Annotated in this window: 11 protein-coding genes; 3 read left to right on the top strand and 8 right to left on the bottom strand. The window is 41.0% G+C overall.

Annotated elements, in window-relative coordinates:
* Positions 1-47 precede the first annotated feature (47 nt).
* The 4 genes from B2906_RS18155 to B2906_RS18170 form a co-directional block, all read right to left on the bottom strand.
* Positions 48-1,484 (bottom strand): efflux transporter outer membrane subunit, encoded by a 1,437-nt coding sequence (locus B2906_RS18155; RefSeq protein ID WP_219956479.1) that lies wholly within the window; start codon positions 1,482-1,484, stop codon positions 48-50.
* Positions 1,481-4,645, bottom strand: coding sequence for an efflux RND transporter permease subunit (locus B2906_RS18160; protein ID WP_219956480.1), 3,165 nt, complete (start codon positions 4,643-4,645; stop codon positions 1,481-1,483). Before B2906_RS18160 ends, B2906_RS18155 begins: the two co-directional genes overlap by 4 nt.
* Positions 4,646-4,669: 24 nt before the next feature.
* Positions 4,670-5,860 carry an efflux RND transporter periplasmic adaptor subunit gene (locus B2906_RS18165; RefSeq protein ID WP_219956481.1) on the bottom strand — a complete coding sequence of 397 codons (1,191 nt, stop codon included), beginning with the start codon at positions 5,858-5,860 and terminating at the stop codon, positions 4,670-4,672.
* 74 nt (positions 5,861-5,934) lie between these two features.
* On the bottom strand, positions 5,935-6,276 hold the full coding sequence (locus B2906_RS18170) for a hypothetical protein (RefSeq protein WP_219956482.1): 342 nt from the start codon (positions 6,274-6,276) through the stop codon (positions 5,935-5,937).
* 278 nt (positions 6,277-6,554) lie between these two features.
* Here B2906_RS18170 and B2906_RS18175 point away from each other — a divergent pair, with 278 nt between their 5' ends.
* Complete coding sequence (locus tag B2906_RS18175; RefSeq protein WP_219956483.1) at positions 6,555-6,911, top strand: hypothetical protein; 357 nt, start codon at positions 6,555-6,557, stop codon at positions 6,909-6,911.
* Positions 6,912-6,990: 79 nt separating this feature from the next.
* Positions 6,991-8,172 (top strand): porin, encoded by a 1,182-nt coding sequence (locus tag B2906_RS18180; protein ID WP_219956484.1) that lies wholly within the window; start codon positions 6,991-6,993, stop codon positions 8,170-8,172.
* 53 nt (positions 8,173-8,225) lie between these two features.
* On the opposite strand, the gene B2906_RS18185 is transcribed toward B2906_RS18180, so the two are convergent.
* The 4 genes from B2906_RS18185 to B2906_RS18200 form a co-directional block, all read right to left on the bottom strand.
* Positions 8,226-9,359 (bottom strand): DUF819 domain-containing protein, encoded by a 1,134-nt coding sequence (locus tag B2906_RS18185; RefSeq protein ID WP_219956485.1) that lies wholly within the window; start codon positions 9,357-9,359, stop codon positions 8,226-8,228.
* A 256-nt stretch (positions 9,360-9,615) separates the two neighbouring features.
* Complete coding sequence (locus tag B2906_RS18190) at positions 9,616-10,698, bottom strand: DegT/DnrJ/EryC1/StrS family aminotransferase (protein ID WP_219956486.1); 1,083 nt, start codon at positions 10,696-10,698, stop codon at positions 9,616-9,618.
* Complete coding sequence (locus B2906_RS18195; protein ID WP_219956487.1) at positions 10,679-11,980, bottom strand: glycosyltransferase family 4 protein; 1,302 nt, start codon at positions 11,978-11,980, stop codon at positions 10,679-10,681. Before B2906_RS18195 ends, B2906_RS18190 begins: the two co-directional genes overlap by 20 nt.
* 89 nt (positions 11,981-12,069) lie before the next feature.
* The gene (locus tag B2906_RS18200; protein ID WP_219956488.1) at positions 12,070-13,524 is read right to left on the bottom strand and encodes an NADP-dependent isocitrate dehydrogenase; all 1,455 of its coding nucleotides are present in this window, start codon (positions 13,522-13,524) and stop codon (positions 12,070-12,072) included.
* A gap of 201 nt (positions 13,525-13,725) precedes the next feature.
* Here B2906_RS18200 and B2906_RS18205 point away from each other — a divergent pair, with 201 nt between their 5' ends.
* A complete protein-coding gene (locus B2906_RS18205) occupies positions 13,726-14,511 on the top strand; it encodes an enoyl-CoA hydratase/isomerase family protein (protein ID WP_219956489.1) in 786 nt (261 codons plus the stop codon).
* The last annotated feature ends 2 nt before the right edge of the window (positions 14,512-14,513 follow it).

Consider the following 14,513-nt stretch of genomic DNA (forward strand, 5'->3'; position numbering starts at 1 on the left):
AAGGGAGCCTATCGACTCCCTCTTTAACCATCTCTAAACCTAATCCATTATTCCATACCCCCGCCCAAAGCTCTGTACAAGAGCGCATGGGACTGAAGTTTTGACGCTTTTAAATCTGCCAGTTCTACGGCCGATTCCAAAGCTCTGCTTTGCGCATTTATAACTTCCAGATAATTCGCATATCCCACAGTAAATAGTGTATAGGAATTATCAACTGATCTTTTTTGAACCTCTACTTCCTCTGCTTTCAATTTCATTTGGTTTTCGTAGGTTTTAATTTGATTTACCAGATCAAGAACTTCTAAGTAGGCATTTAGGGTCTTTTTCTCATATTCCAAAAAGGCGATTTTCTGATCTGCTTTGGCATACATGTACTCTTTTTGGATTTCTCTTCTATTGAAAATAGGAGCTGTCAATCCCGCGCCTAACTGGTAAGCTGTTGAAGCGGGTTGGAAAAAGAGTCTGCTAAATTCGAACGCATTGAAGCCTGCCATCCCAAACAAGGATATCGAAGGGAAAAAGGCAGATTTAGCTGCTGAAACATCCGCCTGAGAAGCCTTCAATTCCAACTCAGCAGCGCGCAAATCCGGTCTGTTTTGAAGTAAATTTGCAGGAATCCCCACGGCAAGTAGCCTAGGCATTTCTATCACTTCATTCAAATTACTTCGGGTAAGCTTTATATTTCCATCTCCTACCAATCTTGAGAGTTCATACTCCAGAGATTTCTGCACTCTTCTATTGGCTTCCAGCTTGGATTTGGAGTTGAGCAAAAGGGCCTCAAACTGATCGATTGCTAGTTGATTCGCTTTCCCTGCCATTTTTAAGTCAATCATGAGTTCAAGACCGGTTTGCTGAAGCTGAATTGACTCTCTCAATACCTGAAGCTCCTGATCCACCGCCAATAACTCATAATAGTTTTTAGCTATCTCTGCTACCAGCATGGTTCTCACAGCATGGGAAGTTTGTTCTGAAGCGAGGAAACGTGCAGTTGCTGCCTTTCTTTTACTCTTTAATTTTCCCCATACATCCAATTCCCAGCTGAAATTGGCTCCTAAGATGAAATCCTTGTATGGATTCGGAATCCTTTTATCATCCGGAATGGTTTCGGAACGGTTGGTATCCCAGTTTCCTACCCCATCCATCGTATAATCTCCAAATTTTCGCTGGGAAGCACCTGCAATTCCTGAGACGGCGGGAAAAATTGCAGCTTTTGCTGCCTTCATTCCTGCTCGGGAAGCGGTGATTCTTTCCAATGCAATTCGGTTATCCTGATTATGAACCAAGCCATGCCTAATGAGTGATTTCAGATTTTCATCCTGAAAATATTCTTCCCATTTCAGTAAGCCTATGCTTGTTCTTAGCGAATCAATACCTTCGAATGCCAGCGGCAAAGTCGGGTTCGTTTCTTTTGAGTTTTCTTTTATACTGGCACAACCTGTCACCAGCAAAAAGAATATTAAGGCAACAAAACCTAGATTTTTCATGCGAATACTTCTTGCTCAACAAGAATTTTTGGAGATGATTTAGCCTTATTAGCTTTTAATTTTGAATCGATGGTTTCGAAAACCACATAAAGCCCCGGGATCAGAAAGACTCCTATGAGCGTTCCTATCAGCATTCCTCCGGCTGCCGCCGTTCCGATTGTTCTATTTCCGATTGCCCCTGCACCGGAAGCAATGGTCAAAGGAATCAGGCCACAGATAAAGGCAAAAGAGGTCATCAGAATAGGCCTCAAACGTTCCATGCCCCCATTGATCGCGCTTTGAAGTATAGAGACGCCCTTATTTCTATTTTGAATGGCTATTTCAATGATTAGAATCGCATTCTTACCTAGCAAGCCAATAAGCATGACCAGAGAAACCTGCGCATAAATATCATTTTGTAAGCCTACCAAATAGAGAAAGAAATAGGCTCCGAATATCCCTGCCGGTAAGGACAGAATTACAGAAAGAGGAAGGAAATAGCTTTCATATTGTGCTGCCAATAGCAGGTAAACGAATACCAAACAGATGATGAATATGTAGACAGCTTGATTTCCCGAGGCAATTTGCTCTCTGGTAATTCCAGACCAGTCAATATCAAATCCTCTAGGTAAAGTTTGTAAAGCGACCTCTTCTACAGCTTTAATCGCATCTCCTGATGAGTATCCTGGTGCGGCATCACCAGAAACCAAGGCGGAAGTAAACATATTGTATCTGGTCAGCTGCTCTGGTCCATACACCCTTTCCAAACTGACAAAGTTGGAATAAGGGACCATCTCACCCTCTTTGTTTTTAGCATACATATCCAATAAAGATTCCGGTGAGGTTCTGTATTCAGGTGAAGCCTGAATCATCACCTTGTACATCATCCCGTATCGGATAAAATTGGATGCATAGTAGCTACCGATGTAACTCTGAAGCGTTTCCATAGCATCATTGACTGAGACTCCCAATTTTGCAGCTTTATCATGATCGACACTCAACAAAAACTGAGGGAAGCTTGGATCAAAGTTGGTGAAGACTCCTTCCAATTCAGGTCGATCGTTCAAGGCTTTCAGAAATTCCTCAGTAACTGTTGCCATGTTGCCTAAGTCACCGCCAGATCTATCCTGAAGTCTCATTTCAAATCCAGAAGCATTACCAAAACCAGGAACCGGAGGAGGAGCGAAAAACTGAATGTCAGCCCCTTTGATATGAGAGGTTCTTTCAGTGTATTCAGCAATTAGCTCATTGACATTTTGTTCTCTTTGATCCCAGGTTTTCAAATTGACCATTCCCATACCATAAGATGCACCTGCAGTCTCAGTCAATAAAGAGTATCCGGCCAATGTGGAAACTGTCTCCACATCTTTCATAGGAAGCAATGCTGCCTGTACCTCATCCATAATGGTGGAGGTTCTATCTACAGTTGCTCCGGGAGGTGTGGTCACATTGACGTAAATCATCCCTTGGTCCTCATTTGGAATAAAACCTGTAGGAACGATGGATAACATTCCATAAGTCAAGCCAAAGAACAAGACCAGAGAACCGTAAGTGATTGTTTTTCTACCTACAATACCTTTCAGCACACTGGCATATTTTCCAGCCAAGGCATCGTATTTTGAATTAAAGCCAAGGAAAAAACGTCCTATCAGAGACTTTTTCTCTTCTCCATGATGCATGGGTTTCAACAAAATGCTGCACAAAGCCGGAGAAAGGGTCAATGCATTAATTCCGGAAATCACGATAGCTATTGCTAGGGTTAAGGAGAATTGTCTGTAGAAAATTCCGACTGGACCGGAAAGAAAACTCACAGGAATAAACACAGCGGACATTACAAGAGTAATAGCCACAATTGCACCCCCAATTTCTTTCATTGCGGCAATTGTAGCATCTAAGGCATTGAGCTTAAGTTCATGCATCTTTACGTGAACAGCCTCCACCACTACAATGGCGTTATCCACCACTATACCGATAGCGAGCACCAATGCAAATAGAGTTAGCAAATTGATAGAAAACCCAAAGAGCTGCATGAAGAACAGGGTCCCCACCAGCGAGACCGGAACAGCTATGGCCGGAATCAAAGTGGACCTAAAGTCCTGTAAGAAGAGATAAACCACCAAGAAAACTAGAATAAATGCTTCCAATAAGGTTTTTACTACTTCATAGATAGAAGCATCCAAGAAACGGCTTACGTCATATGAAACGTTGAAACTCATCCCCGGAGGAAAGGATGAACCTTCCAGCTCCACCATTTTATCTTTGATATTGCTGATTACCTCTCTTGCATTTGATCCTGGTCTTTGTTTAATCATGATGGAGGCAGAAGGCTTACCATCCGTCATCGAAACCATGCTATATTCCAAGGCATCAAATTGAATATCTGCCACATCTTTCAGTTTCAATAATGAACCATCAGGCAAAGCCTTCAAGGTGATATTTCGATAGTCTTCTTCTTGATTAAATTTCCCAGTATACTTTAATACATATTGTAATGCTTGAGGATCTCTGTCCGAGCTGATCCCTGATTTTCCGGGTGCTGCTTCCACGTTTTGCTCACGAATCGCATCGGTTACATCTTGAGGAGAAATATCGTATGCGGCCAATCGATCCGGCTTCAACCAAATTCTCATGGCATAATCCTTCATCCCCATGATTTGGGCAAAACCCACCCCATCGATCCTCTTTAGTTCTGGAAGAATATTGATATCTGCAAAGTTGTAAACGAACTTCTCGTCCTGAGTGGAGTCAGTGGTAGTCAGGTTGAGGTAAAGCAACATACTGTTGACTTCCTTCTCTGTCTGAACTCCGGCTCGTATAACCTCCTCAGGTAATTCATCCAAGACCGTTGCCACCCTGTTTTGAACGTTTACAGCAGCTTGGTCTGGATCGGTGCCAACTTTAAAGACAATATTAATCAGGGTAATACCGTCATTGGTATTGACGGAAGTCATGTATTCCATTCCTGGAACACCGTTAATTGCTCTTTCGAGCGGAGTAGCAACAGCCTTCGCTAATACCTCGGCATTTGCGCCAGTGTATTTTGCGGTCACTGTCACTGAAGGCGGAACAATGTCCGGGAACTGGGTGATTGGCAATGAGGTAAAGGCCAACAAACCCAAGAGCGTGATAAATATAGATATCACAGTGGAGAGTATGGGTCTCCTGATAAAGAGCTCAAACATGTGGCAATAAATTAGCCGTTGCGATTAGTTAGAGGAAATCATGTCTGAGTAAACATCACCTGCAGCAATTGCCTGAGGAAGGATTTTTGCGCCATCTTGTAGCTGTTGAATTCCTTCCAAAACAATCCTGTCTCCAGGCTCAAAACCTTGAGCTATGTAATAAACACCCATCCTCTGAAGAGGCTTGAAGCTTCTCACTTTCACTACATTTTCCTTATCTACTACATAGACATAGGTAAAATCTTGTATTTCGAAAGTCGCCTTCTGAGGAATCAAGAATACATCAGTCAAATTGCTCATCATCTGGATTTTACCAGAAGCACCATGCTTGATCAATTTATCCGGGTTTGGAAAACGTACTCTGAAACCAATAGAACCGGTTTTCTCTTCAATATCGCCTTCTGTGGTTTCCAAGCGGCCCTTTTCAGGATATTTTTCTCCATCGGAAAGAATCAAAGAAAGCTTGTCGTCAAGCGATGAGAAATCGTTTCCTTCAATTTGAGTTCGCATAAAGCTGAGGTATTCACTCTCATTGACTTTATAATAAGCAAATACAGAAGAGATGTCTGTTATCGATGTCAGTAAGTCGTTTTCATTAACCAAGCTGCCGATTTTGTGAGGAATGCGATCCACGATTCCGTCAAAAGGAGCTTTTACAGTCGTATAGGAAAGCCCCATTTGGGCACCTTTTAGCTGAGCTTCAGCCTCTGCAATTTGGGATTCAGCTACAGAGAGTTTGGAATTAGCTAACTCCAGTTCTGATTTGGAGATAATATTTTTCTCCACCAGTACCAATAGCCTTTCTCTTTCGACTTTGGCTGCTTTTTCTTCAGCTTTAGCCTTCATCAAATTAGCTCTTGCTGAATTCACCAACTCATTGTATTCAGCGGATGATAGCTGAAAAAGCTTTTGGCCTTTTTTCACATGCTGACCTTCATCCACGAATATTTGATTTACAAAACCCTCTACTTTGGATCTTACTTCTACAAACTGAATCGCTTGAATATCACAGATGTATGTTTGAGGAACCTCCACTGTTTGAGGCTGCAGTTCCAAAATTGGAATAAGCGGCTCCTCTTTTTCAGTGGTATTTTTGGATTTAACTTCTGTGCAGGAATTAATACCTACAACTAATGCACTTAGAATGGTAATGGATAATAGGATTTTAGCATAAGTTTTCCCTTTGGAAAAACTTACTTGTTTTTCTGTTTTCATGATATTTTTTAGAAAATAAATGGAATAACCGGACTACACTTAGCCTGGGGAATTAGTAGGTACTTATCAAAAAATCAGGGAGCGTTGACTTCAATTGTATGCCTGAAAAGTAAATGAGGCAGGAAGTATATTTGGGTATATTCAATTTTCGCAAACTCCCCGATTTGATGGAGAATTGGAAAATAAATTTCTGCTGGGTTAAAATCTTTACATTCTCTCCAGCGCTGTGAGGAATTTACTTTTCCCTGAACTGGAGAAATATGAGGAAGAAATAAATCTTGATAGTCAAAGGATCCTTCCTGTAATTCGAAAGAGACTGGCTGTTCGCCTGATGAAATAATCCTCCCTTCCCCCTCCTGTTCGATGACAGAAAGAAGACCTGCAAAAAAGAGAAAAATCAGCGTGATCAATCTCATAAATTCAATCTAGGATTAAATGCAGTAAAATAAGGGTTCGTGAATAAAGCGGATTGAGATATTGTCTGGCCCTCTCCTCTTTCACGATGCAAAGTAAAATAGAATCCAAACAATATTTTCAAATATTTCAAAGATTATTTTTGATCGTTTGAGATTTGGCAAGAAAACGATGAATTATTAACATATACATAATTAAAAAAAGGGCATGAAAAATAAACTCGGCCTACATTTTGAAAAATAGAATTCTTTTTTGCTAGCTTCGCGGCGATAATCAGCCGATGAATTTACGGACCACTGTTGCTTCCTTAAGCATCATTTTACTCTTGTCTGTTTTGGTTCTTCTTCCGAAGAGCTTGGCAAACAATTTTCATCAAACCAGTTTTGTAAGCCATACGTCTTCCCATATTGATCAGCTTCAATTTCCATCATTGGATGGTCAGGAGTTGGTAGGGATTCAAAGTCAGGTTCAGTCCTTCCATTTTCAAAGCCAATTCAAAACTGGCTTCTTCTTATCATTTTCTTTTGCTGAAAATCAAAGACACTTCTTCCAAAGAATTGGCTTACTCTATCAGAAGGAGAAATCAATTTATTCCACCTTACCCATTTTTCTTTTCAATAGGGTTCTCAGGCTTTAGCCTATTTTTTCTCTTCTTCTAACAGCTTGAAATACGCTAGCTGTCTTCATTCTACCCTGTTTATTTCAATATTTCAATTATGAAAAAAATCATAATGCTGGCCTTGTTTTGCTATTACTCTGCAATACCAGCATCTGCTGCATTTACATCTTTATGTGACAGCATTCCTCAGGAAAATTCTAAAATCAAGGATCTTCTGTCCACCCAGATTAATGATGGAAAGTTGACTTTAAATCTTTACGGTGATTTCGGATATGTATTTGGGCCTCAAAAGACTCACACCTTTTATGATCCCATTACCCAAAATGAAGTCACTCAATACGGACGGAGAGATTTTACCAGTTACCCCTTGTATGCGAATCAATTTTCTATGTCCTATGCCTTTGTTCAGGCTCAATATGAAATTGAAAATAAATTTCGATTCCGATTGGCTTTACACTCAGGACATATTGTTGATGCCCTTTATGTGGAAGAAACCCCCTCTACCAAAATAATTCGAGAGATGGCCATTTATTACCATCTTAATCCTAAATGGGCAATTGAAGCGGGTATATTCCCTTCCTACTTCGGAGCTGAAATAGTACTGAATAAGGAAAATCTACATGCAACACGGGCATATATTGCAGATTTTACTCCCGATTATGAAGCGGGAATTAGGTTACACTACAAACCTGATCAATTCAACACATTTACCGCGATGGTTTTAAACGGCTGGCAAGTGATAAGAGAGACCAACACCACCAAAGCTTATGCTCTTACTTGGACGCTCAATAAACCCGGTAAAATAGTTGGTAACTGGAACCTGATGTTTGCTGATGAGCAGTCTTTGATGGCACCCAAACCTCTCTTCAGGCATTATCAGAATATTTATTATCGAATCTGGTTATCAAAAAGGTTGCTTATTCTACCTGTCTTAGACATCATGGTTGAGCGCAAACCAGCAGCCCAAAAAGGCTGGAATAAAGTGATAGCTCCGGCATTCTCAGCCCGTTATGCAATCAATGACAAGTTTGGCGTTGCCTCTAGGTTTGAATACATTTATGATCCAAGTAACATCATACCCGAACTCAAAACCAATACTCCCAATGGCTGGCAATCTAAGGCTACTACTCTAACTTTCGAATATTTACCTTCTAACTGGATTACTTTCAGAGCTGAAGGAAAATATGGAGTAAATAAAGATGCCGTATTCAGAGACAAATTTAATTTACCAACCAGAGCAGATTATTATGGGATAGTCAGCACTGCATTTTATTTCTAAAAAAAACACCACCACCTTTACCTTAGCCCTCATTTCTTTTGATTTGAGGGCTTTTATAATATTCCCGCTACCATAAAACCTAAATAGGTTCCCAAGGCATTTCCTAAGCTCCCTACCAAAACCCCAGGAATCAGCAGGTCAGGCCTGTCCAAACTTTCAGCAGCTGCTATGGCGGTAGTATTCCCGCCCACATTTGCTTGAGAGGCCACAGCTATTACATCCCAATCCATTTTGAATAAGGCTCCCAAACCGAAAATCACGACACCATGAATCAGCACTAGTAAGCCCACAAACAAGATTAGAGTACCTGCTAAAGATCCTACTCCCGAAAGTGCCCCCACATCACAGAGAGTTCCTATTACAGCGAGAAAAACCAGAATAAAGAAAAATCCCAAAGTATGCTTCCCGTGCAACTGCTGCACTGAGGGAAACTGTGCGAGGATCAAGGCAATGGTCGTTAAAGTGATGATTTCCGGAATTTGGGGAATATAATATTCCAAAACTCGACTAATAGCCATAGCCAAAAAGCCTAATGCTAAAATGGAAGCCAAGGAGGAAAGTGAAATAAATTCTACGCTTGGAATCTGCTGAGCCTGCTTGGCAGATTGCAGCTTTTTTCGAGGGAAAAGTTTTTGCAGATACCTCGGCAATATCAAAGTGGCAATGATCCAAGGTGTACCGATTAAGTTATCCACTACAGTAGTTGCAGCATACAAAGTTCCGTTTTCATTGACTCCATAGCTGAGGGCTACCGCATTGAAATTGATACTTCCTCCTATATAAGTGCCCGTAAACATGCCCGCCACAGCAGAAGCCATATCTCCTATTTCGGATTGAGGCTGAACCACGAACCAGGCTACAAATACTCCAATGACTGTTCCTAGTGTACCCAAACAAAACATCAATAAAAGAGGCAATCCAGCTTTCTTGATGCTTTTTAAATCGACTTCCAAAAGGGCAATAAAAATCCCTAAAGGTGCCAAATAATTGAAAACTCCATTATAAACCACATGACCACCCATGGCACTGGGAATGATACCTACATTGGATAAAATGGCACAGATTAAGATCACCAGAATGGGAGTTCCTACGGTTTTTCCCCATGAAAATCGGGTTAACCAGATTGCAAAAAAAACGGCAACACAAAGCGCTCCAGCAACAAAGAGCGGGTTTTGATTGAAAGGCATTTTTGAAAATAGGAAATTGAATTGGAATTTTCAGAACCCTTTGCAGATTCGGGGTTAGATTATCTGGTTATTCGATATAATTCCATTCGCCATTTTTGCTTTGATGATCTGGCTGGAAGACAGATGACCGAAGACCGAAGCTTCCGGAATCTGATCCTTTAGGCTGATAATAAGCCGATTTTCAACTAATTGGCAAAACCAGGTTTTAATATGGAATTATAAAGAGCAGTGCATGTTGATCTTGCTTAGGTTTACTTTAAAAAAAGTCTTTAATCAATTTGCAAACCCTGTAAACCTCCTCTTTTTTCATCCAGGGGTTCAAAGGCAAGGAAAGACATTCTTTACTTAATTTTCTTGCATTCATATAATTACCCTGATGTTCGTAAGGAACCATATCAGGCAAAATAGTAGGATAATGAATAGCTGTTCCTACCCCATGCTCTTCCAAGTATTGCTTCAAAGAATCTCTTCTTGGAGACTTGATCACAAATAAATGCATATTCGAACTTGGGTCTTGGGAATTAAAAGGCAATTCAAGGTCTGGTAAACCTGATAGTTCTTCGCAGTAAATTCCCGCAAATTCCTTTCTCAATTGCTGATGCTTGAAAAAATCCTCCAGATAAATTCTCAAAAAGGCAGCCTGCAAAGTATCCATCCGACTGTTTCTTCCCACCAAATTATGCTGATCTCTTTCTGGTTGCCCGTGATTGCTGATCAACCTTATCCGCTCCGCCAAGCCAGCATCTTGACATAAACACATACCTGCCTCTCCTAAAGCACCCAGATTTTTTGTAGGATAAAAACTCAGGCATCCTACATCCCCCCAAGTTCCGGCAAAGCTCCCATCGTAGAAAGATCCAAATGCTTGGGCTGCATCTTCAATAACTTTCAAATGATGGTGTTTGGCTTTGACCATCAAATTATTCATCTCCAGCATCTGCCCATATAAATGAACCGGGATCACAGCCTTGGTTTTTGGGGTGACGGCCTTGGTCCAGTCCTTAGCCAAGAGTCCATTTTCATCCGTATCCCAAAAGACAGGTTTAGCCCCTACCATAATCACGGCTTCCGCTGTACTTACCCAAGTCATAGCAGGAAGGATCACCTCATCCCCCGAACCTATATTCAATGCCCGAAGTGCCAATTCCAAAGCGTCGGTTCCATTGGCACAGCTTATCGCATGAGAGGTATTTAAAAATTCTTTGACTTTAGATTCAAAACTCTCCACCTCTTGACCGAAAGAATAAACTCCTCTTTTCAAAAGCTCAGCAAACTTCTCTTGCAGCTTCAGTTGAATTTCATTCGGAATCTTACTTAAATCAAGAAAGGGTATTTTCATCTAAAATCTCTGCTAATTGAGCGGATAGATATTTTCTGGAATATTGATTGGGCATGCCTTCGGATTCAGACTGCATGTTATCATCCATCAATTTCCGTAAGGCTATTTGTATCTGAACATGATCCTCATGGGAAACTACCTGAGACATTCCGGTATTTTGAAGTATTGCTGCCGAATCTCCTTTTGGATCACCCAAAGCCAAAACCGGAACTCCGATCGCTAAATATTCAAATAATTTTCCGGGAATATTCCCTTTGGCATTTTTAGTATCGGTTAAAATCAAAACCAAAGCATCTGCTTGAGCATAAAATTCAAATACCTTTTGATGGGAAACATAACCTGCAAAATCCACAATGGATTTTAGCCAAGTGTCTGCCTCCACAAATTTTTTCACTTGCTCGCTTACTTTCCCCACAAAGGTAAATTTCACTTTATCCTCAGTGGTAGAAAATTCCTCTTTCAAAGCTTTAAATAAAGGAAGTGGATTTCTGATCGCGTCGATAATTCCAGTATAGACCAAATGAAGTTCCCCTTCTTTCTTCTGCTTTGGCTGAAATCCTTTTGGTAAATCGGCAGGATCAAATCCATTGGTAAGTAATCTTACTTTTCTTTTTGAAAGCCGCTCCAAGTCCTTCTGAAAAGTAGGCGAAATGGTCAAAACCTCGTCTGCTTCTTTCAAAACAGACTCTTCCAGCTTTTGGTGCTTTTTCCGAATGTTTGGGCTCATCGGCATGGTATCCAAAAACTCCCATTCCGACCATGGGTCTCTGAAATCAGCAACCCATTTAACTCCGGTCTTGCGTTTCAATTCTCTCCCAATCAAATGCATGGAATGCGGAGGTCCTGTCGTAATGATTGCCTCAAACTGCCCTCCCTTGACTAATTCAGAGAGAAATTTCACTGATGGCTTTACCCAAAAAACTCTAGGATCAGGCACCAAAAAATTGGCTCTTAACCAGATTGCGGCCTTTTCCAGTATTCCCTTTTTCTTCTGCTCCATGATTCTGGCTGGATGCGTTTTCCCCTTTCCCCGGAGTTTATCCAGTAAGGAATAAGGTTCCCAAATCGGAAACTTCATCACTTCCAGTGATTCTGGGATTTCCTTTAGGAGAAATTCATCTTTCAGATCAAAATCGGGGTTTTCGGGAGTAAAAATGACAGGTTCCCATCCTGAATCCGGAAGGTACTTGGCAAATTTCAACCAACGCTGAACTCCAGAACCGGCACTAGGCGGCCAATAATAGGTGATAATTAAAACTCGTTTGGAAAGTTTTTGATCCATAGGAATCCGAATTTGGAAAAATTATAGGACAAAAAGAAAGGGGAAGAAATCCTCCCCCTTTCAAAATTAAAATATGTACTTGATGATGATTATTCTCCTTGTGCTAAAGAATAACCTCTCGCTCCATCAAATGTGTATAGATGCTCAGTTTTGATAAAGTCAAAGCCTAATCCTTGGATTTGCTTCAATAATTCCAACACTATATCATGAGAAATTACTCTTTGATCAGCAGTTTTAAATCTGCATCTCCAGTGATCAGTACAGAAGGTTTCCTTCATTCCCTCAGGGAATACTTTCACTCCTCTATTGGTGATCAATTGCAACTGAAGACCGTCAGCATTCGCTTTTCTTAATCTTTCTCCAATTACATTAGGGTCTCTGTTGTCCTCATCCCAATCGATGAATACGTCCACCCCGATCAATTCTTTCTTTGACTTGGTTTTAGGTGTTAGCTTGATGTTCATTGGTTCAGTCGCTTCTTTGTCGAAAGAAGCTTCAGCCATCTTCTGAGGCTTCTGACCCAATCTTTCGATTACCGCCTGAGCAAACTCCTGAGTACTTGCTTTCTTGCTGGACAAACCTTCCTGATAGATATCTCCGGTGTGGATACCATCTTCCAGAGTTCTCATCCAAGCGTTAGAGATCTTTTCAGCAATTTCAGGTTGGCCGATGTGAACCAGCATCATGATAGCACCATTCAACAAACCTGAAGGGTTTGCGATGCCCATTCCTGCGATATCAGGAGCAGAACCGTGGATCGCTTCGAACATGGCAACTTCCTCACCTACGTTAGCAGAACCGCCTAGCCCTACAGAGCCTGTAACCTGAGCTGCTACGTCGGAAATAATATCTCCGTACAAGTTCAAAGTCACGATCACATCAAAAATTTCCGGTCTTTCAGCAATCAAAGCTGTTCCGATATCGATGATTTTGTGTTCAGTCTGGATCTCAGGGTATTCTTTTGCTACCTCGTCAAATTTCTTATGGAAAAGACCATCGGCCAATTTCATGATATTGTCCTTGGTCATACATGTCACTTTCTTTCTGCCATACTTTTTAGCGTATTCAAAAGCGTAACGGATGATTTTCTCTGAACCCGGCTCAGATACCAATTTCAAAGTTTGGTAAACTTCCTGAGTCTGTCTATGCTCGATTCCCGCGTACAAATCTTCTTCATTCTCACGAATGATTACCAAGTCTGTTTTTGGGAAGTGGGTTTTAATAAATGGAGAATATGCCTTACAAGGTCTCACGTTGGCATATAGTCCAAATGACTTTCTGGTAGTCACATTCAGGGACTTAAATCCACCACCTTGAGGAGTGGTGATTGGTGACTTCAAAAATACCTTGGTCTCACGAAGTGAATCAAATGATTTAGGTTCCATACCAGAGGAAATCCCCTTTAAGTATACTTGTTCACCGATTTCAATCACATCATATTCCAGTTGCGCGCCTGCTGCATCCAGGATATTTAGTGTTGCTTTCATGATTTCTGGCCCAATACCATCACCATAGGCTACGGTGATTTTCTTTTTTGAAGACATATATATTGTGGATTTAGTTTTTATTTTACCAGTGCAAAAGTAAATAAAAAATGGCGGATGGGCCTTTGAAAATGACTAAATTAGATTGATGATATCCATAAAATCAATTTGGAATCAGATCTTGAGCCAGGAAATTTCCCAAAGGGAATTTGGGATTGAGTACCCTGCTCGTATATTTGTTTGCTACTCAAAAAATAATTTATGGGAGATTATCGAAATATTCTGACCGAGGAAAAAGAAGGAGTTCTTTACCTTACCATCAATAGAGAGGATAAAATGAATGCCCTCAACTTTGCCACCTTGGAAGAGTTGAGAGAGATTTTTGACCAAGTCATCGATGATAAAAGCATCAAAGCAGTCATCTTGACGGGCGCTGGAGAAAAGGCCTTCGTAGCAGGTGCTGACATCAGCGAAATAGCTGAATTGAATGAGGTAAATGCCAGAAAATTTGCGGAAAACGGTCAGGAAATTTTTTCCATGATAGAAAACTGCCACAAGCCTGTAATCGCCGTAACCAACGGATATACCTTGGGTGGTGGCTGTGAATTGGCTATGGCTTGTCATATGAGAATTGCTACTGCCAATGCCAAATTCGGCCAACCTGAAGTGAACTTGGGAATCATCCCGGGATACGGAGGTACACAAAGAATGACCATTTTGGTAGGCAGAGGCAAAGCCAATGAATTGATGATGACAGGAGATATGATAGGTGCAGACGAGGCCCTGAACCTCAAACTTGTCAACCATGTGCTCCCAACCAAAAATGATGCAATGGCCAAAGCCGAAGAAATCATTGGTAAAATCATGTCTAAAGCTCCTTTGGCAATCGGAATGATCGTCGACTGCGTGAATGCAGTTTATTTAGCTGAGGAAAATGGCTACCAAACTGAGGCAAATAGTTTTGCTAGATGTGTCAAATCAGGCGATTACAAAGAAGGAACAAGCGCGTTTTTAGAAAAAAGAAAGCCTGTGTTTAAGGGAGAGTAATT

Origin of the sequence: Algoriphagus sp. UBA3586, from assembly GCF_002376385.1 — a bacterium.
GTDB lineage: Bacteria > Bacteroidota > Bacteroidia > Cytophagales > Cyclobacteriaceae > Algoriphagus > Algoriphagus ornithinivorans.